The sequence below is a fragment of the Pseudomonas sp. JL3 genome (genome assembly GCF_031570575.1).
GTDB lineage: Bacteria > Pseudomonadota > Gammaproteobacteria > Pseudomonadales > Pseudomonadaceae > Aquipseudomonas > Aquipseudomonas cucumis.
Window position 1 is genome coordinate 428,765 of the sequence record NZ_JAKWJK010000003.1, and the last position, 18,274, is coordinate 447,038.

An 18,274-nucleotide genomic window follows, 5' to 3' on the forward strand; every position below is an offset into this window, starting at 1 on the left:
ACAGTATTTTTAAGAAGAAAACACGAAAGAGGGTTCGTGCTGCGTTATGGAGGCAACCCCACCAGCCACACCCCGGCACACAATGTCACCGCTGCGGCTGCTCCCTTCCAGGCCTGACCGGGTTCACGGCTGATCGTTGCGGGGGGACCGATGGGGTCACCATAACGACGCTCACCTGACGGCGAGCCGCGCCATTGTACCTATCTGAGACGAAGTTACAACCGTTCGAGCGGATTAAAAAATATGAGCCCGGTCAAGGACATGCGCTGACCCTGAAACACCGCGACCTGTAGCAGCTGCCGAAGGCTGCATTCGGCTGCGCAGCAGTCGTGAAATCAGGGCAACCCGGTTTTCACATAAGCCGCGAACACCGGTTTACGACCGCTTCGCAGCCGAACGCAGGCTGCGCCAGCTGCTACAAGGCTGCGATTTTTTGATCCTATTGCGCCAACACCTCATCCGCCCTTCCGCCTTCCTGCTGGATCACCAGGTGAATGAAGTGCAGCTTGGCAATCACCGTCGGCGGCAGGACGAATGGATAGAAATCCGGCTGGCCCATGCTGCGTGACAATTCGTTGAGCATGCCGGCCAGTTCGATCCATGCGTTGACGAACGACAGGAACGCCGGGCCGCCGGGGTGCTGCGGGTCGAATAGCGTGCTGGGTGGAAACGGCTGGTAATCGAAGTCCATTTCCCGGGCACTCATGCCGAACCCCAGGGCAGTGTCCACCGCATCCATCATATGTAGGTAGTGAGCCCAGGTTTCGGCCCAGTCCTCCCAAGGGTGCATGGTGGCGTAGGCGCTGACGTAATGTTGTTGCCAGTCGAGCGGAGCGCCTTGCTGATAATGCCGCTCTAGCGCCTCGGCGTAACTTTCACGCTCGTCGCCAAACAGGCCGCGGAACGGTTCCAGCCAATGACTGTTGGCGACCAAACGGTCCCAGTAGTAATGCCCTACTTCGTGACGAAAATGCCCGAGCAGCGTGCGATAAGGTTCGTGCATCTGCACGCGAACCTGTTCGCGATGGGCGTCGTCGGCCTCCTTGATATCGAGGGTGATCAGACCGTTGGCATGCCCGGTGGTCGGCGGCTTGCCTTCGAGGTCGATACCGATGAAATCGAAGGCCAGACCGATGTCTTCGCCCATGGATTTCGGAATGACTGGCAAGCCCAGACTGATCAGCTGCCCCACCAGACGACGCTTGGCGGTTTCCACTTTGCGCCAGCGCTCATGGTTCTCGGGGATCGACAGGTCGGGGATGGTGCGATTCAGGCTACAGGCGATGCACAACGCATCGTGATCATTGGCTGGCAGCAGCCAGTTGCATGCGGCCGGAGAGTCGAGATTGGCGCAGCGGCGGAACACACCGGCGTCAGGATCGGCATCGAGCAACCAGGTATCCGCTTGCGGGCCGGGTTGCAGCGAAGACAAGCGACTCTGCTGCGGCTGATAGCCCAGCGCCGCCGAACAGGCCAGGCACTGACTGTTGCGAAAGAACAGCGACTGCCCGCAGCGGCAATGCCAGACCTTGCTGTTGCGCGAACGCTCACCCATGAAGGGCGCGGCGATGCGTGAACTGAGCTGTTCGAAAAAGCGGTACATGGCGATCTCTCCCTGGGGCCTGCGAAGACTAGATCATTCTTGTACCGTGATCGTTCCCACGCTCTGCGTGGGAATGCCGCCCCGGACGCTCCGCGTCCGTTGTGACGCAGAGCGTCACGGGATGCGTTACCACGCAGAGCGTGGGAACGATCAACAGGTGTAGGCGCTGCTGAAGGCTGCGATCTTGGCGATTTTAAACGTCGATACCGTGCTTCTTCAGAAACTCGACAAACGCCTCTTCATCCAACACCTTCAACCCCAGCTCATTGGCCTTGGTCAACTTCGAACCCGCACCCGGTCCCGCGACCACGCAATGGGTCTTGGCCGACACCGAACCGGCCACCTTGGCCCCGAGGCTTTCAAGCTTGTCCTTGGCGATATCGCGACTCATTAGTTCCAGCGATCCGGTCAACACCCAGGTCTGCCCGGCCAGCGGCAATCCTTCGACGACTTTCTTCTCGCTCTGCCAATGCATGCCGAAATCGCTCAGCTGCTTTTCGGCCGCCTCGGCGAGTTGACGGTTTTGCGTCACTGCAAAGAATTCCCGAACCGAGGTCGCCTGTTTCTCCGGCAACGCCTGACGCATGTCCAGCCAATCTGCATTCATCACAGCTTCAAGCGAGCCGAATTTGTCGGCGAGCTTCTGCGCCCCGCCCGGCCCGACCGATGGAATGTGCAACTTGTCGAGGAAGCCGCCCAGCGTGGTACTGGCGGAAAATTCGGCACCCAGCTCGCCCTGATCCTGAATCTGCAAGCCATGCTTGAGCAGATCCTTGATCACCTGCCGGTTATGCGAATCTTCAAAGAAGCTGTGAATCTCATGGGCCACTTCCAGCCCGACATCCGGCAAGTACGTGAGTACGTGCGGCAATGCTTGCTGAACCCGCTCCAGCGAGCCGAGAGAACGCGCGAGGACCTTGGCCGTCTCTTCGCCGACATCGGGAATGCCCAAGGCGTAGATGAACCGCGCCAGGCTCGGCTGCTTGCTGTCTTCGATAGCGCCGAGCAGGTTCTTGCTCGACAGTTCGGCAAAGCCTTCCAGATCGACGATCTGCTCGAACGTCAGGGCATAGAGATCGGCCGGCGAACTCACCAGGCCTTCATCCACCAATTGCTCGACGCTCTTCTCGCCCAGCCCTTCGATGTCCATGGCGCGGCGCGATACGAAGTGAATGATTGCTTGCTTGAGTTGCGCGCCACAGGCCAGACGGCCGACGCAGCGATACACCGCGCCTTCGCTGATGGTCTCACGACCCTTGCTGCGCTTGACCAGTTGCGTGCGCTCGACATGGGAGCCACATACCGGGCACTGCTGGGGAATCTGCACCGCCCGGGCATTCTCCGGACGGCGCTCGGTGACCACTTGCACCACTTGCGGAATCACGTCACCGGCGCGACGAATGATCACAGTGTCGCCAATCATCAGACCCAGCCGCGCCACTTCATCCATGTTGTGCAAGGTCGCATTGGCCACGGTGACGCCCGCAACCCTGACCGGTTTCAAGCGTGCCACCGGCGTCACGGCACCGGTGCGACCGACCTGAAACTCCACATCGAGCAACTCGGTGAGTTCTTCCATCGCCGGGAATTTATGCGCGATGGCCCAACGCGGTTCGCGGGCACGGAAACCCAACTCGCGCTGGGAGGCAATGCTGTTGACCTTGAACACCACGCCGTCGATTTCATAGGGCAGCGCATTGCGGCGTTCGCCGATGTCGCGGTAGTAATCCAGGCACTCATCGATGCCACGAGCCGATTTCAACTCATGACTGATCGGCATACCCCAGGCTTTGAGTTGCTGCAGATTGCCAATGTGCGTGTCGGCGATATCGTCGGAAACCTGGCCGATGCCGTAGCAGCAGAATTCCAGCGGACGGTTGGCGGTGATCTTTGAATCCAGCTGCCGCAAGCTACCTGCCGCTGCGTTACGCGGGTTGGCGAAGGTCTTGCCGCCCATTTCCAGTTGCGTGGCGTTGAGCCGCTCGAAACCGGCCTTGGACATGAACACTTCGCCGCGCACCTCCAGGGTCGCCGGCCAGCCGCTTCCATGCAGCTTGAGCGGGATATTGCGCACGGTGCGCACGTTGACGCTGATGTCTTCGCCCGTAGTGCCATCGCCGCGAGTGGCGCCGCGCACCAGCATACCGTCCTGATACAGCAGGCTGACCGCCAGGCCATCGAGCTTGGGTTCGCAGCTGTATTCCACCGCTGCGCCGGCGCCGAACAGGTCGCCGACCGGCAGGTCCAGACCTTCCGTCACCCGGCGATCGAACTCGCGCATGTCGGTTTCTTCGAAAGCGTTGCCAAGGCTGAGCATCGGCACTTCATGACGCACCTGGGTGAACGCCGACAGCGCCGCACTACCGACACGCTGGGTCGGCGAGTCACTGGTGATCAGTTCGGGATGGGCTGCTTCGAGCGCCTTGAGCTCATGGAACAAGCGATCGTATTCGGCGTCCGGAATGCTCGGTTCATCCAGCACGTGGTAGCGATAGTTGTGCTGATCGAGCTCGGCGCGCAGCTCTAGAATGCGGGTTTCGGCGGCAGTCATGGGTGTTCTCTCATAAAGCAAAAGAGCAGCCGAGGCTGCTCAATCTGTTGATGCTATACAAATCATTGTAGGAGCCAGCGGTACGGCAAACCTGGCTCCTACAGATCAACGCTTCTGGGTCAATGCGCGGCGTTCAAACTCGACGATACGCTGACGGTAGTGCTCAATCGTCTGGGCGGTCAGCACGCTGCGCTGGTCGTCTTTCAGCTCGCCGTTCAGCTCCTGGGACAGTTTACGCGCCGCCGCCACCATCACGTCGAAGGCTTGCTTCGGATGACGCGGGCCTGGCAGACCGAGGAAGAAGCTCACCGCCGGAGTGCTGAAATGATCGATATCGTCCAGATCGAAGACGCCCGGCTTGACCGCGTTGGCCATCGAGAACAGCACTTCGCCGTTACCAGCCATGCTTTCGTGGCGGTGGAAAATGTCCATCTCGCCGAAACGCAGACCGCTTTCCAGAATGTTCTGCAACAGCGCCGGGCCCTTGAAGCCGGCCGGGTCGCGGCAGATCACGCTGATTACCAGCACTTCTTCGGCTTGTGGCTGCTCTTTGTCGGCAGGGCTGGCGGACTTGGTGTCATCCGGGAAATCGTCACGGCTGCTGAAGCTCGGGCCGCCGTCCAGGTCCAGGCTGAGGTTCATATCGCCTTGCGACGGCTCGCCATGGCCACGCTTGCCGCGCTTGGAACCCGACTCGCGAGGCTCTCGGGCAGGCATGCTCACCGACGGCAGGTCGTGCTCGTCCAATTGCGGTTCTTTCTGGGTGTCCAGCACGCGGGGCGGGCCCAACAGCTCGGCGCTGGTGTCCTCGTCCGGCAGATTGGACAAACTTCGGTCAAGACGGAATTTCAGTTTTCCCTTGCCGCCGCGCATGCGACGCCAGCCATCGAAAAGAATACCGGCAATGACAATAATGCCGATGACGATCAGCCACTCGCGCAGACCGATTTCCATGTAATCCCGTGCCTCTATAAAAAATGCTGAAAAATAAGGGGTTTACATTGTGCAAACCGCTTTAAAACGTGGCGCCAACTCTATGTTCTGACAGGCGTTTTGCCCACGTATACGAAAAATTGACATTAAACTAGCACGACCAAAGGCAACTTTACACCGTCTGTCACAGTGGCTTGCGCGAATTGTGTCGATTGGCCAGCAAGTCAAGACAGGTAAAAAGCCCTACAGCTCAAAAATTACTTGCCCTACACGCAATGACTCAGGCGTCCACCATGGCCATCGCCTCCTCCACATCCACTGCCACCAGACGCGAGCAACCGGGTTCGTGCATCGTCACCCCCATCAATTGATCGGCCATTTCCATGGCGATCTTGTTGTGGGTGATGTAGATGAACTGCACCGACTGCGACATTTCTTTGACCAGCCGTGCGTAGCGTCCAACGTTAGCGTCATCCAATGGCGCGTCAACCTCATCGAGCATGCAGAACGGCGCCGGGTTCAACTTGAAGATGGCAAATACCAGGGCCAATGCGGTCAGGGCTTTTTCGCCACCGGAGAGCAAATGGATGGTGCTGTTCTTCTTTCCTGGCGGCTGCGCCATGATCGTTACCCCTGTATCGAGTAGATCTTCGCCCGTCAGTTCCAAATACGCGCGTCCTCCGCCGAAAACTTTTGGGAAAAGGGCCTGTAAACCGCCATTGATCTGATCAAAGGTATCTTTGAAGCGGTTTCGGGTTTCCTTGTCGATCTTGCGAATCACGTTCTCGAGCGTATCCAGCGCTTCCACCAGATCGTCATTCTGAGCGTCCAGATAACGTTTACGCTCCGATTGTTGCTGGTATTCATCGATGGCCGCGAGGTTGATCGCGCCGAGGCGCTGAATCCGCGCGGCAATGCGCTCGAGTTCTTCTTCGGCGTCTTTCTCGTTGGCGCCGGCCAGCAGCGTGGCGAGCACGCCGTTGAGATCGTAGCCGTCCTCGAGCAATTGATCCTGCAGGGTCTTGCGTCGCACCGTCAACGCTTGCCATTCCATGCGCTGCTGCTCGAGCTGGCTGCGAATCAAGTGGGATTGCTGCTCGGCCTGGGTCCGGCGTTTTTCGGCATCGCGCAGTTCGCGGTCGGCGTCTTCCATGGCGATTTGCGCGGTCTTGAGTTCTTCGTCAACCGTCATGCGCTTGTCGAGCAGCTCTTCGAGCTTCAGCCGCAGTTCTTCCAGCGGTGCCTCGCCCTCTTCCAAATTGAGACTGAGTTGTTCGCGCTTTTCGGTCAGGCGCTCGGACTGCATTTCCAAACGCTCAAGGGCCTGACGAGTGGAATCGTGTTGCGCCTTCAGCGAACCGAGGCGCACCGCCAATTGATGCGCATGATCCTTGTGCTGTCGGGCTTCCTGACGCACCCGATCGAGACGTTCGCGCAAGCTGTCGCGCTGGGCCAGCAGCAGCTCGCGCTGCTCGGTGTCCAGCGCCATGCTGTCGAGGGCCTCCTGCAATTGCAGGCGCGCTTCGCCGATGTTTTCGTGTTCCAGGGCGCGCTGTTCGGTCAACTCGGTAAGTTCTTCATCGAGACGGGTACGGCGCAGAGTCAACTGCTCGACCTTGGCTTTGCCGGCGGACAGCTGGGCTTTCAATTCGCCTTGCTGACGCGCTTCGTCTTGCAGCAAACGGCGCAAATGTTCGCGGCCGTTTTCCTGCTGGCGCTGTTGCGCCCTGAGATTCTGAAGTTGGGTTTCCAGGGTTTCGACCGTGGCTTCGCGCTCTTCGCGCTCAAGGCCCAAACGCTGGATTTCCTGGCCACGGGCGAGTACACCGCTTTCCGCTTCGCTGGCCCGGCGCACACGCAAAAAGTGTCGACCGACCCAGTAACCGTCGCGACTGATCAGGCTTTGCCCGGCGGCCAATTGCCCACGCAAGACCAAGGCTTGCTCAAGGCTGTCGACCGGTTTGACCTGCCCCAGCCATGGCGACAAATCAATCTGCGCCTCGACCTTGTCGAGCAAACTGCCAGGCATGCGCACGCCATCGGCGGCCGGGCTGAGCAGGCGCAAATCGCCTTGGGCAAACCCGGCCAGATCGAAATCACCGAAGTCATCCACCAGCACCGCTTGCAGGTCGGCGCCGAGCACGGTTTCCACCGCCAGTTCCCAACCGGCCTCGACCTTCAGGCCTTCGGCCAGACGCGGGCGATCCGCCAGATGCTGTTCGCGCAGCCATTCGGCAGTGCCGGTACCGGGATCGAGCGCGGCTTGCTGCAAGGCTTCCAACGACGCCAGTCGACCGTTGAGCCGCTGCAAATCACCTTGGGCTTGCTGCTGGGCCGAAAGCGCTTGCTGCAACTCCTGACGCAGTTGCTCGAGGCGTTCGACTTGTGCTTCTTCACTGGCCTGCAAGTCTTCGAGCGTGGCCTCGGACGCGGCCAACTGCTCGCTGAGCTCTCTGATCGCCGCGTCTTCGGGATCCGCCGACAGCAACGCACGTTCTTCGCCAAGACGCTTTTGGCGATCGGCCAAACGCTCCATGCTGGTTTCCAGCTGCTGGATCCGTGATTGTTGAACTTCAGACTGACGGCGTGGCTCGGCGGCGGTGAGGTTGAAGGTGTCCCACTGCTCCTGCCAGGCATGCATGGTGGCTTCGGATTCTTCGAGCGCGGCAGCGGCTTCTTCGGCGGCGGCGCTGGTGACTTCCTGTTCTGGCGTGAGCATGTCCAGCTCTTCGCTCAAGGTCAGCAGCAAGGTGCGGTCGTGGCCCAAGTGCGACTCGGTTTCCAGCCGGGCGCGTTCGGCTTCCTTCAGGTCGTCCTGCAACTGACGCAAACGCTGCTGACCGTGCTGGATGCTCTGTTCGACCCGGGCTATATCACCGCCGACCGAATAGAAACGCCCTTGCACCAAATTGAAGCGTTCGGACAGATCGTGATGACCGTCGCGCAGGCGTTCGATGGCCGCGTCAGCATTGCGTTGCTCGGCCACCAGGGCTTCGAAGGTGACTTCCTGCGTACCGATGATCGACTCGCGCTGGCCGACCTGTTCGTTCAACGCCTGCCAGCGCAGGGCCGACAGCTGGGCCTTGAGCTGACGCTCTTCGCCTTTGTATTCCTGATACTTCTTGGCGGCCTCGGCCTGGCGGTGCAAGCGTTCAAGCTGACGCTCGAGCTCTTCGCGCAGGTCGGTCAGGCGGGCAAGGTTTTCGTGGGTGCGACGGATACGGTTTTCAGTCTCGCGCCGACGCTCCTTGTACTTGGAAATACCGGCCGCTTCTTCGATGAAATTGCGCAGGTCTTCGGGCTTGGACTCGATCAGCTTGGAGATCATCCCCTGCTCGATAATCGAATAGCTGCGCGGGCCGAGGCCGGTGCCCAGAAAGATGTCGGTGATGTCGCGGCGACGGCATTTGGCGCCGTTGAGGTAGTAGGTGGTCTGACTGTCGCGGGTCACTTTGCGGCGAATGGAAATTTCCGCATAGGCGGCCCATTCGCCGAGCAGGGTGCCGTCGGAGTTATCGAACACCAGCTCAATGCTGGCCTGACTCACCGGTTTACGGCTGGTCGAGCCATTGAAGATGACGTCGGTCATCGACTCACCGCGCAAGTTCTTGGCCGAGCTCTCGCCCATCACCCAGCGCACGGCGTCGATGATGTTCGACTTGCCGCAACCATTGGGGCCGACCACCGCCGCCATGTTACTGGGGAAGTTTACCGTGGTCGGATCGACGAAGGATTTGAACCCCGCCAGTTTGATGCACTTGAGCCGCACGCTTAAGCGACCGTCAGGGCAGAAATCACCAGATCGCAACTGCGCTGGGCATACGCCGTCAGCACCACGCGGATCTGCGCAAAGTCACGGGCCAGCACGGCAGCGAGCAGGCGTTCGAACAGCTCCAAAAACTCGCTCATCGAGGCCTTGCGCTGATCCAGTGCGAGGAAATACGCGCGGCTCATGGCCGGCTGCAAATTCTCGACGGTTTCCTGCAAGTACGGGTTATTGGCGAACGGATAAGCAGCGCGCATCACACTGAAGCTGTCGTCGACGAATGTGCGGATGTCCTGACGCTCGTAGCTGTCGGTCAGGCGCTGCTGGATCTGCACGAACGGCGCCATGTCGGCCTGCACTTGCCAGCCGCTGGCCACGGCGTTGCCGAGCAGAATGTACAACTCGCTCATCAGCGTGCACAGGCTCTGTACCTTGTGCGCCGTGAGTTCGGTCACATGGGCGCCTCGTCGCGGCAAAATCGCGATCAGGTGGCGGCGCTCGAGAATCAGCAAGGCCTCACGGACTGAACCGCGGCTGACATTGAGCGCCAGCGTGACCTTCTGTTCCTGAATGCGCTCCCCCGGCTTCATTTCGCCGCGAATGATACGTTCGGCGAGGTGGTGAGCAATTTGCTCGGCGAGGCTGTCCGGCGCCTTGAACGTCATGGTTGTCCTTCAAACTCTTCGATCTGCACAAGCGGCGCAGTGTAGCGCAATTGATGGGTCATGGCGGAGTGCCCACCCAGCGGTTTTTGGCACGATTCACGCAAAAGGCAAGCTATCCCGTGAGGGTCAATAATGAAGGAACGAGTCGTTGATCGACAAAACGCCATTTCCTGACCTTTAAGTCAGAAAATCATTGACCGAAAAGTCAGACCTGATAAATTCGGCTCATGTCGGTTAACAACAATAATGAGTTTGCGAGGCCTTCCGTGATCCAGTTTTTACTAAACCAGGAACTCCGTAGCGAGCACGCCCTGGACCCGAACCTGACCGTGCTCAATTACCTGCGCGAACATGTGGGCAAACCCGGCACCAAAGAAGGCTGCGCCAGCGGCGACTGTGGCGCCTGCACCGTGGTGGTCGGCGAGTTGCAGACGGACGACGATGGCCGCGAACACATCCGCTATCGCAGCCTCAACTCGTGCCTGACCTTTGTTTCGTCGCTGCACGGCAAGCAACTGATCAGCGTCGAAGACCTCAAGCACCAAGGCGAACTGCACAACGTGCAAAAAGCCATGGTCGAGTGCCACGGTTCGCAGTGCGGCTTCTGCACGCCGGGCTTCGTGATGTCGCTGTTCGCGCTGCAAAAGAACAGCGACGAGCCCGACGCCCATAAAGCCCACGAAGCGCTAGCCGGCAACCTCTGCCGCTGCACCGGCTATCGGCCGATCCTGGCCGCCGCGGAGCAATCGTGCTGCGGCAAACAACCGGACCAGTTCGATGCGCGAGAAGCGGATACCATCGCTCGCCTGAAAGCCATCGCCCCCACCGACATCGGCGAACTCAACAGTGGCGACAAACGCTGCCTGGTGCCGTTGACCGTGGCCGATCTGGCCGACCTCTACGACGCTTATCCACAGGCTCGCCTGCTGGCCGGTGGCACCGACCTGGCGCTCGAAGTCACCCAGTTCCACCGCACCTTGCCGGTGATGATCTACGTCGGCAACGTTGCCGAAATGAAACGCATCGAACGCTTCGACGATCGCCTGGAAATCGGCGCCGCCACTGCCCTCTCCGACTGCTACGACGCCTTGAAGGCCGAATACCCGGATTTCGGTGAATTGCTGCAGCGCTTTGCCTCCTTGCAGATCCGCAACCAGGGCACTTTGGGCGGCAACATCGGCAACGCCTCGCCGATTGGTGACTCGCCACCCCTGCTGATCGCCCTCGGCGCGCAGATCGTCCTGTGCAAAGGCGAAACCCGCCGCACCATGGCGCTGGAAGATTACTTCATCGATTACCGGGTCACCGCGCGTCAGGAAAGCGAGTTCATCGAAAAGATCATCGTGCCGCGCGCCAGCGTTGAACAACTGTTCCGCGCCTACAAGGTATCCAAGCGTCTGGACGATGACATTTCCGCCGTTTGTGCAGCGTTCAACCTGCGCATCGACCATGGCGTAGTCGCCGACGCCCGCGTTGCTTTCGGCGGCATGGCGGCGATCCCGAAACGTGCGAAGAACTGCGAAGCCGCGCTGGTTGGCGCACCGTTCAACAACGCCACCATTGAACGCGCCTGCGCCGCACTGGCCGAAGATTTCACACCGCTCTCGGACTTCCGCGCCAGCAAGGAATACCGCCTGCTCAGCGCGCAGAACCTGCTGCGCAAATACTTCATCGAACTGCAAACACCGCACATCGAGACTCGGGTGACCGCTTATGTCTAATCATCACACTGTAGAGAAGACCCAAGCTGAACTGGCTGAATTGTTCGCCAAGGACCTGACTACCGGAGTCGGTCGCAGCGTCAAGCACGACAGCGCCGACAAGCACGTGTCCGGTGAAGCGCAGTACATCGACGATCGGCTGGAATTCCCGAATCAGCTGCACGTTTACGCACGGCTGTCGGACCGCGCCCACGCGAAAATCATCAGCATCGACACCAAGCCTTGTTACGCCTTCGAAGGCGTACGCATCGCCATCACCCACGAAGATGTGCCGGGTCTGAAAGACATCGGCCCACTGTTGCCGGGCGACCCATTGCTGGCCATCGATGACGTGCAATTCGTCGGTCAACCGGTACTGGCCGTGGCGGCGAAAGACCTGGAAACCGCGCGCAAAGCGGCCATGGCCGCGATCATCGAATACGAAGATTTGGAACCGGTCCTGGACGTGGTCGAAGCCCTGCGCAAACGCCACTTTGTGCTCGACAGTCATACCCATCAGCGCGGCGATTCGGCCACTGCGCTTTCTACTGCAGAACATCGCATCCAAGGCACGCTGCACATCGGCGGCCAGGAACACTTTTATCTGGAAACCCAGATCTCTTCGGTGATGCCGACTGAAGACGGCGGCATGATCGTTTACTGCTCGACCCAGAACCCCACCGAAGTGCAGAAGCTGGTGGCGGAGGTGCTGGACGTGTCGATGAACAAAATCGTTGTCGACATGCGCCGCATGGGCGGTGGTTTCGGCGGCAAGGAAACCCAGGCCGCGAGCCCGGCGTGCCTGTGCGCGGTGATTGCGCACCTGACCGGCCAGCCGACCAAAATGCGCCTGCCGCGTGTCGAAGACATGCTGATGACTGGCAAGCGTCACCCGTTCTACGTCGAGTACGACGTCGGCTTCGACAGCACTGGCCGCCTGCATGGCATTGCGCTGGAACTGGCCGGTAACTGCGGTTGCTCACCGGATTTGTCGGCATCGATTGTCGACCGCGCGATGTTCCATGCCGACAACTCGTACTACCTGGGCGACGCGACCATCAACGGTCATCGCTGCAAGACCAACACTGCGTCGAACACCGCTTACCGTGGATTCGGCGGCCCGCAAGGCATGGTCGCCATCGAAGAAGTGATGGACGCGATTGCCCGGCATTTGGGCCTCGATCCGCTGGCGGTGCGTAAGGCCAACTACTACGGCAAGACCGAGCGCAACATCACCCATTACTACCAGACCGTCGAGCACAACATGCTCGAGGAAATGACCGCCGAACTGGAGGAAAGCAGCCAGTACGCCGAGCGTCGCGAAGCGATCCGTCGCTACAACGCCAACAGCCCGATCCTGAAAAAAGGCCTGGCGCTGACCCCGGTGAAATTCGGTATTTCCTTCACCGCCAGTTTCCTCAACCAGGCCGGTGCACTGATCCACATTTACACCGACGGCAGCATCCACCTGAACCACGGCGGCACTGAAATGGGCCAGGGCCTGAACACCAAGGTTGCGCAAGTCGTGGCTGAAGTGTTCCAGGTGGAAATGGACCGCGTACAGATCACCGCGACCAACACCGACAAGGTTCCGAACACTTCGCCAACCGCTGCTTCGAGCGGCGCCGACCTCAATGGTAAAGCGGCGCAAAACGCGGCTGAAACCATCAAGAAACGCCTGGTGGAATTCGCGGCGCGACAATACAAGGTCAGCGAAGAAGACGTGGAATTCCACAACGGTCACGTGCGGGTTCGCGATCACATCCTCACCTTCGAATCGCTGATCCAGCAGGCGTATTTCGCTCAGGTGTCGCTGTCGAGCACCGGCTTCTACAAGACCCCGAAAATCTACTACGACCGCAGCCAGGCCCGTGGTCGGCCGTTCTACTACTACGCCTTTGGTGCGGCCTGCGCCGAGGTGATCGTCGACACGCTGACCGGCGAGTACAAGATGCTGCGCACCGACATTCTTCACGACGTCGGCGACTCGCTGAACCCGGCGATCGACATCGGCCAGGTCGAGGGGGGGTTCATCCAGGGCATGGGTTGGCTGACCATGGAAGAACTGGTGTGGAACGACAAAGGCAAACTGATGACCAACGGCCCGGCCAGCTACAAGATCCCGGCAGTGGCCGACATGCCATTGGACCTGCGGGTGAAGCTGGTGGAAAACCGCAAGAATCCGGAAGACACGGTGTTCCATTCCAAAGCTGTGGGTGAGCCGCCGTTCATGCTCGGGATCGCCGCGTGGTGTGCGATCAAGGACGCCGTGGCCAGTTTGGGCGACTACCAGCATCAACCGAAAATCGACGCACCGGCGACCCCGGAGCGGGTGTTGTGGGGCTGCGAGCAGATGCGCCAGTTGAAGGCGGCGAAGACCGTGGAAGCCGAATCCGAGGTAGTGGTTTGATCATTCCCACGCTCTGCGTGGGAATGCAGCCCGCGACGCTCTGCGTCGCATTGTGAACAGCGGACGCGGAGCGTCCAGAGATGCATTCCCACGCAGAGCGTGGGAATGATCTTGAGAGGTGAAACATGTACAACTGGATCGACGCCCTCGCCGACCTGCAAACCCGGGGTGAACCCTGTGTATTGGTGACCATCATCGAAGAGCTCGGCTCGACGCCGCGTAATGCCGGCTCGAAAATGGTCATCAGCGCCACGCAAACGTTCGACACCATCGGTGGCGGGCATCTGGAATACAAAGCCATGCAGATCGGCCGCGAGATGCTGGCCAGCGGCCGACAGGACACCCATCTGGAGCGCTTCAGCCTCGGCGCCAGCCTGGGCCAGTGCTGCGGTGGCGTGACCGTGTTGCTGTTCGAACCGATGGGCCAGGTCCAGGCGCAGATTGCGGTGTTCGGCGCCGGCCACGTCGGTCGGGCGCTGGTGCCGCTGCTCGCCAGCCTGCCCTGCCGGGTGCGCTGGATCGACTCGCGGGAAGCGGAATTTCCTGAACAGATCCCCCACGGCGTGCGCAAGATCGTCACCGAAGAACCGGTGGATGAAGTCGACGACCTGCCCGCTGGCAGCTACTGCATCGTCATGACCCACAACCACCAGCTCGATCTCGAACTCACCGCCGCGATCCTCAAGCGCAACGACTTCGCCTATTTCGGCCTGATCGGTTCGAAGACCAAACGGGTGAAGTTCGAACACCGTCTGCGTGACCGCGGCTTCGACAGCAGCGTGCTGCAACGCATGCGCTGCCCAATGGGCATCGGCGAAGTCAAAGGCAAGTTGCCTGTGGAAATCGCCATCTCCATCGCCGGCGAAATCATCGCCACCTATAACGCGAATTTCGGCCAGCACACCGCCAGCGCCGGATCATCGATCGCCAAACTGCTGCCTGCTTCACGCCGCAGCCAAGCTTTGAACTGAAAAGCTTCGAACCAATTGAGAACTCACATGCCTCTGACTCGCAAAGCCTATCGCGCCGCCCTCCTGCACAGCATCGCCGACCCCGCCGAAGTGGGCATCGAAGCCTCGTACGAGTATTTTGAAGACGGCCTGCTGGTGGTCGATAACAGCCAGATCAGCGCCATCGGCCACGCCAGCGAATTGCTGCCGACCCTGCCGGCCGACATCGAGATCACCCATTATCAGGACGCCCTGATCACCCCGGGCTTCATCGACACCCACATCCACTTGCCGCAAACCGGCATGGTCGGTGCCTATGGCGAACAGCTGCTGGACTGGTTGAATACCTACACCTTCCCGTGCGAAAGCCAGTTCGCCGACAAGGGCCACGCTGACGAAGTCGCGGATATTTTCATCAAGGAACTGCTGCGCAACGGCACCACCACGGCGCTGGTGTTCGGCAGCGTGCATCCACAGTCGGTGAACTCGTTCTTCGAGGCTGCCGAACAGTTGGACCTGCGGATGATCGCCGGCAAGGTAATGATGGACCGCAACGCGCCGGACTACCTGACCGACACCGCCGAATCGAGCTATGTCGAAAGCAAGGCGCTGATCGAACGCTGGCACGGCAAGGGCCGCTTGCACTACGCGGTCACCCCACGCTTCGCCCCGACCAGCACCCCGGAACAACTGACCCTCGCCGGCCAATTGCTGAGTGAATACCCGGATCTGTACATGCAGACCCACATCAGCGAAAACCTCAAGGAAGTCGAGTGGGTCAAGGCGCTGTTCCCGGAGCGCAAGGGCTACCTGGACGTCTACGATCACTACCAACTGCTCGGTGAGCGCTCGGTGTTCGCCCACGGCGTGCACCTGTGCGATGACGAATGTGCGCGACTGGCGCAGACGGGTTCAGCGATTGCCTTCTGCCCGACCTCGAACCTGTTCCTCGGCAGCGGCCTGTTCAATCTGCCCATGGCCGAGAAGCACAAACTCAATGTCGGCCTCGGTACCGACGTTGGCGGCGGCACCAGTTTCTCGCTGCTGCAAACCCTGAACGAAGCCTACAAAGTCATGCAACTGCAAGGCGCTCGGTTGAGCCCGTTCAAGTCGCTGTACCTGGCCACCCTCGGCGGCGCCCGCGCACTGCGCCTGGAAGACAAGATCGGTACCTTGCAACCGGGCAGCGACGCGGACTTCCTGGTGCTGGACTACAACGCCACGCCACTGCTCGGCTATCGCCTGAAACAGGCCAATAACATTGCCGAGACGTTGTTTGTATTGATGACGCTGGGGGATGACCGGACGGTGTTGCAGACGTATGCGGCGGGGAATCTGGTGCATCAGCGCTAAGATCTTTCGGGCTGATCGTTCCCACGCTCCGCGTGGGAATGCAGCCCGGGACGCTCCGCGTCCCAGCCGAAGCGGACGCAGAGCGTCCATTGAGGCATTCCCACGCAGAGCGTGGGAACGATCAATCCCGGTCTGACTTACAGCTTGGCAGTCGAGCGCCCAGGCTTCTTGGTCTGCAACAAATGCGAAAACACCGCATGCAAATCATCCGACGCGCTTTCTTCGTCGAGGTTGAGTTTGCTGTCGATGTGGTCCATGTGATGCATCATCAGGTCCACCGCCAGCGTCGCGTCCCGCGCTTCGATCGCGTCGATCAACTGGGTGTGTTCATCATACGAACAGTGGGAACGGTTGCCGCTCTCGTACTGGGCGATGATCAACGAAGTCTGGGACACCAGGCTGCGCTGAAAGCTGATCAGCGGGGCATTTTTCGCCGCTTCGGCCAGTTTCAAATGGAACTCGCCGGACAGACGGATCCCGGCACCGCGATCGCCACGGGAAAAACTGTCGCGCTCGTCGTTGACCATCTGCCGCAGCTCGAGAAGTTGTTCGGCGGTGGCGTGCTGAACCGCCAATTCAGTGATCGCTCGCTCCACCAGACGCCGCGCCAGAAACACCTGGCGGGCCTCTTCGACACTCGGGCTGGCGACGACAGCGCCGCGATTCGGTCGCAGTAATACCACGCCTTCATGGGCCAGACGCGACAGCGCACGGCGAATGATGGTGCGGCTGACCCCGAAAATTTCCCCCAGCGCTTCTTCGCTCAACTTGGTGCCGGGCGCCAGACGCTGTTCGAGGATGGCCTCGAAGATATGCGCATAGACAATATCGTCCTGGGTACCGCTACGGCCGGCTTTGCCTGCTCGCGGTTGTTTCTTGAGGGGTTGCAACTGTTCGTTCATGGGCACTCGAGTCGGGAGAACTGCGGCGAATTGACCGTGACTGTAATACGGCACAGTGGGTCGCTGGCAAGTATCGCGTAAAAAACACCGCGATTGTACACAATGGAAGGTGGCAACACGACTGTACGGCTGTTTGACGCCCTCGCTGTATTGCAACGACCGGTTACTTTTCAGTTTAGGCTTGAACGCAGAATTGGAAGACGTCGCTACGGACATCTTTATCAGAACAAGGAACACCGCTGTCATGACCGACGCCACGCACACGCAGCTTCGCCCCCTGACTGACACGTCACCCTCGGCCATCGTCGCCGGGTTCATCGCGATGATGACCGGCTACACCAGCTCACTGGTGCTGATGTTCCAGGCCGGGCAAGCAGCGGGGCTGACGAGCGGGCAGATTTCGTCGTGGATCTGGGCGATCTCTATCGGCATGGCGGTGTGCTCGATCGGCTTGTCCTTGCGCTACCGCACTCCGATCACCATCGCCTGGTCGACCCCCGGCGCGGCGCTGCTGATCACCAGCCTGGGCGGGGTCAGCTATGGCGAGGCCATCGGCGCCTACATCACTTGCGCAGTGCTGGTGACCATTTGCGGCCTGACCGGCAGTTTCGAACGGCTGGTGAAAAAGATTCCGCCCTCATTGGCGGCGGCGTTGCTGGCGGGGATTCTGTTCAAGATCGGCAGCGAGATTTTCGTCGCCGCCCAGCACCGCACTGCGCTGGTCCTGGGGATGTTCTTCACGTATCTGCTGGTCAAGCGCCTGTCGCCGCGCTACGCCGTGCTCGCCGCGCTGTTGATTGGCACTGCACTGTCGGGGTTTATGGGGTTGCTGGATTTCAGTGGCTTCCATCTGGAAGTCGCGACACCGGTCTGGACCACGCCGCATTTCTCCCTGGCTGCGACCATCAGCATCGGCATTCCGCTATTCGTGGTGGCGATGACGTCGCAGAACATGCCGGGCATCGCCGTATTGCGCGCCGACGGCTACAACGTGCCGGCCTCACCGCTGATCACCTCCACCGGCATTGCCTCGTTGTTGTTGGCGCCGTTCGGCTCCCATGGGATCAACCTGGCCGCCATCAGCGCAGCGATCTGCACCGGGCCGCACGCCCATGAAGATCGCAACAAGCGCTACACCGCGGCCGTCTGGTGCGGGATTTTCTACGGGATTGCCGGGGTGTTCGGCGCGACGCTGGCAGCGTTGTTCGCCGCACTGCCTAAAGAGCTGGTGCTGTCGATTGCCGCGCTGGCGCTGTTCGGCTCGATCATCAATGGGTTGCACATTGCCATGGCGCAAGTGCAGGAACGGGAAGCGGCGCTGATTACCTTTATGGTGACGGCGTCGGGGTTGACGCTGTTTTCCATCGGTTCGGCGTTCTGGGGGATTGTGGCGGGGGTGTTGACGCTGGTGATTCTGAACTGGCGCAAGGCCTGAGGGCCC

11 protein-coding genes and 1 other RNA gene are annotated in these 18,274 nt (G+C 60.2%); 5 read left to right on the top strand and 7 right to left on the bottom strand.

Annotated elements, in window-relative coordinates:
* Positions 1–56: 56 nt before the first annotated feature.
* From ffs to MMG91_RS08380, 6 genes are all read right to left on the bottom strand, one after another.
* Positions 57–153: signal recognition particle sRNA small type (gene ffs / locus MMG91_RS08355), an RNA gene on the bottom strand.
* A 286-nt stretch (positions 154–439) separates the two neighbouring features.
* Entirely contained in the window at positions 440–1,603 is a 1,164-nt protein-coding gene (locus tag MMG91_RS08360; RefSeq protein WP_310659314.1) for a putative zinc-binding metallopeptidase, read from the bottom strand.
* 193 nt (positions 1,604–1,796) lie between these two features.
* Entirely contained in the window at positions 1,797–4,154 is a 2,358-nt protein-coding gene (gene ligA / locus MMG91_RS08365; protein WP_310659315.1) for an NAD-dependent DNA ligase LigA, read from the bottom strand.
* A gap of 105 nt (positions 4,155–4,259) precedes the next feature.
* Positions 4,260–5,108 carry a cell division protein ZipA gene (zipA, locus tag MMG91_RS08370; RefSeq protein ID WP_105339596.1) on the bottom strand — a complete coding sequence of 283 codons (849 nt, stop codon included), beginning with the start codon at positions 5,106–5,108 and terminating at the stop codon, positions 4,260–4,262.
* Positions 5,109–5,367: 259 nt separating this feature from the next.
* A complete protein-coding gene (smc, locus tag MMG91_RS08375; protein ID WP_310659316.1) occupies positions 5,368–8,856 on the bottom strand; it encodes a chromosome segregation protein SMC in 3,489 nt (1,162 codons plus the stop codon).
* Between the two features lie 2 nt (positions 8,857–8,858).
* Positions 8,859–9,518 carry a GntR family transcriptional regulator gene (locus MMG91_RS08380; protein ID WP_052965425.1) on the bottom strand — a complete coding sequence of 220 codons (660 nt, stop codon included), beginning with the start codon at positions 9,516–9,518 and terminating at the stop codon, positions 8,859–8,861.
* A gap of 266 nt (positions 9,519–9,784) precedes the next feature.
* Between MMG91_RS08380 and xdhA the strand changes: the two genes are divergently transcribed.
* The 4 genes from xdhA (at position 9,785) to guaD (ending at position 15,931) form a co-directional block, all read left to right on the top strand.
* Positions 9,785–11,239, top strand: coding sequence for a xanthine dehydrogenase small subunit (gene xdhA, locus MMG91_RS08385; RefSeq protein ID WP_310659317.1), 1,455 nt, complete (start codon positions 9,785–9,787; stop codon positions 11,237–11,239).
* Positions 11,232–13,628, top strand: a complete 2,397-nt coding sequence (gene xdhB / locus MMG91_RS08390; RefSeq protein WP_310659318.1) for a xanthine dehydrogenase molybdopterin binding subunit — start codon at positions 11,232–11,234, stop codon at positions 13,626–13,628. The genes xdhA and xdhB overlap by 8 nt, the downstream gene beginning before the upstream one ends.
* A 125-nt stretch (positions 13,629–13,753) precedes the next feature.
* On the top strand, positions 13,754–14,599 hold the full coding sequence (gene xdhC, locus MMG91_RS08395; RefSeq protein WP_123360034.1) for a xanthine dehydrogenase accessory protein XdhC: 846 nt from the start codon (positions 13,754–13,756) through the stop codon (positions 14,597–14,599).
* A 27-nt stretch (positions 14,600–14,626) separates the two neighbouring features.
* Entirely contained in the window at positions 14,627–15,931 is a 1,305-nt protein-coding gene (gene guaD, locus MMG91_RS08400) for a guanine deaminase (RefSeq protein WP_310659319.1), read from the top strand.
* Between the two features lie 137 nt (positions 15,932–16,068).
* Here the strand turns inward: guaD and MMG91_RS08405 are convergent, their stop codons facing one another.
* Positions 16,069–16,833 (bottom strand): GntR family transcriptional regulator, encoded by a 765-nt coding sequence (locus tag MMG91_RS08405; protein ID WP_305426131.1) that lies wholly within the window; start codon positions 16,831–16,833, stop codon positions 16,069–16,071.
* A 244-nt stretch (positions 16,834–17,077) separates the two neighbouring features.
* Between MMG91_RS08405 and MMG91_RS08410 the strand changes: the two genes are divergently transcribed.
* Positions 17,078–18,268, top strand: a complete 1,191-nt coding sequence (locus MMG91_RS08410) for a benzoate/H(+) symporter BenE family transporter (protein ID WP_310659320.1) — start codon at positions 17,078–17,080, stop codon at positions 18,266–18,268.
* The last annotated feature ends 6 nt before the right edge of the window (positions 18,269–18,274 follow it).

Bases quoted from the DNA above. Each gene is read 5' to 3' on its own strand.
- ligA (WP_310659315.1), bottom strand. From the start codon at position 4,154: ATGACTGCCGCCGAAACCCGCATTCTAGAGCTGCGCGCCGAGCTCGAT.
- xdhB (WP_310659318.1), top strand. From the start codon at position 11,232: ATGTCTAATCATCACACTGTAGAGAAGACCCAAGCTGAACTGGCTGAA.
- guaD (WP_310659319.1), top strand. From the start codon at position 14,627: ATGCCTCTGACTCGCAAAGCCTATCGCGCCGCCCTCCTGCACAGCATC.
- MMG91_RS08380 (WP_052965425.1), bottom strand. From the start codon at position 9,518: ATGACGTTCAAGGCGCCGGACAGCCTCGCCGAGCAAATTGCTCACCAC.
- MMG91_RS08360 (WP_310659314.1), bottom strand. From the start codon at position 1,603: ATGTACCGCTTTTTCGAACAGCTCAGTTCACGCATCGCCGCGCCCTTC.
- MMG91_RS08410 (WP_310659320.1), top strand. From the start codon at position 17,078: ATGACCGACGCCACGCACACGCAGCTTCGCCCCCTGACTGACACGTCA.
- xdhC (WP_123360034.1), top strand. From the start codon at position 13,754: ATGTACAACTGGATCGACGCCCTCGCCGACCTGCAAACCCGGGGTGAA.
- MMG91_RS08405 (WP_305426131.1), bottom strand. From the start codon at position 16,833: ATGAACGAACAGTTGCAACCCCTCAAGAAACAACCGCGAGCAGGCAAA.
- zipA (WP_105339596.1), bottom strand. From the start codon at position 5,108: ATGGAAATCGGTCTGCGCGAGTGGCTGATCGTCATCGGCATTATTGTC.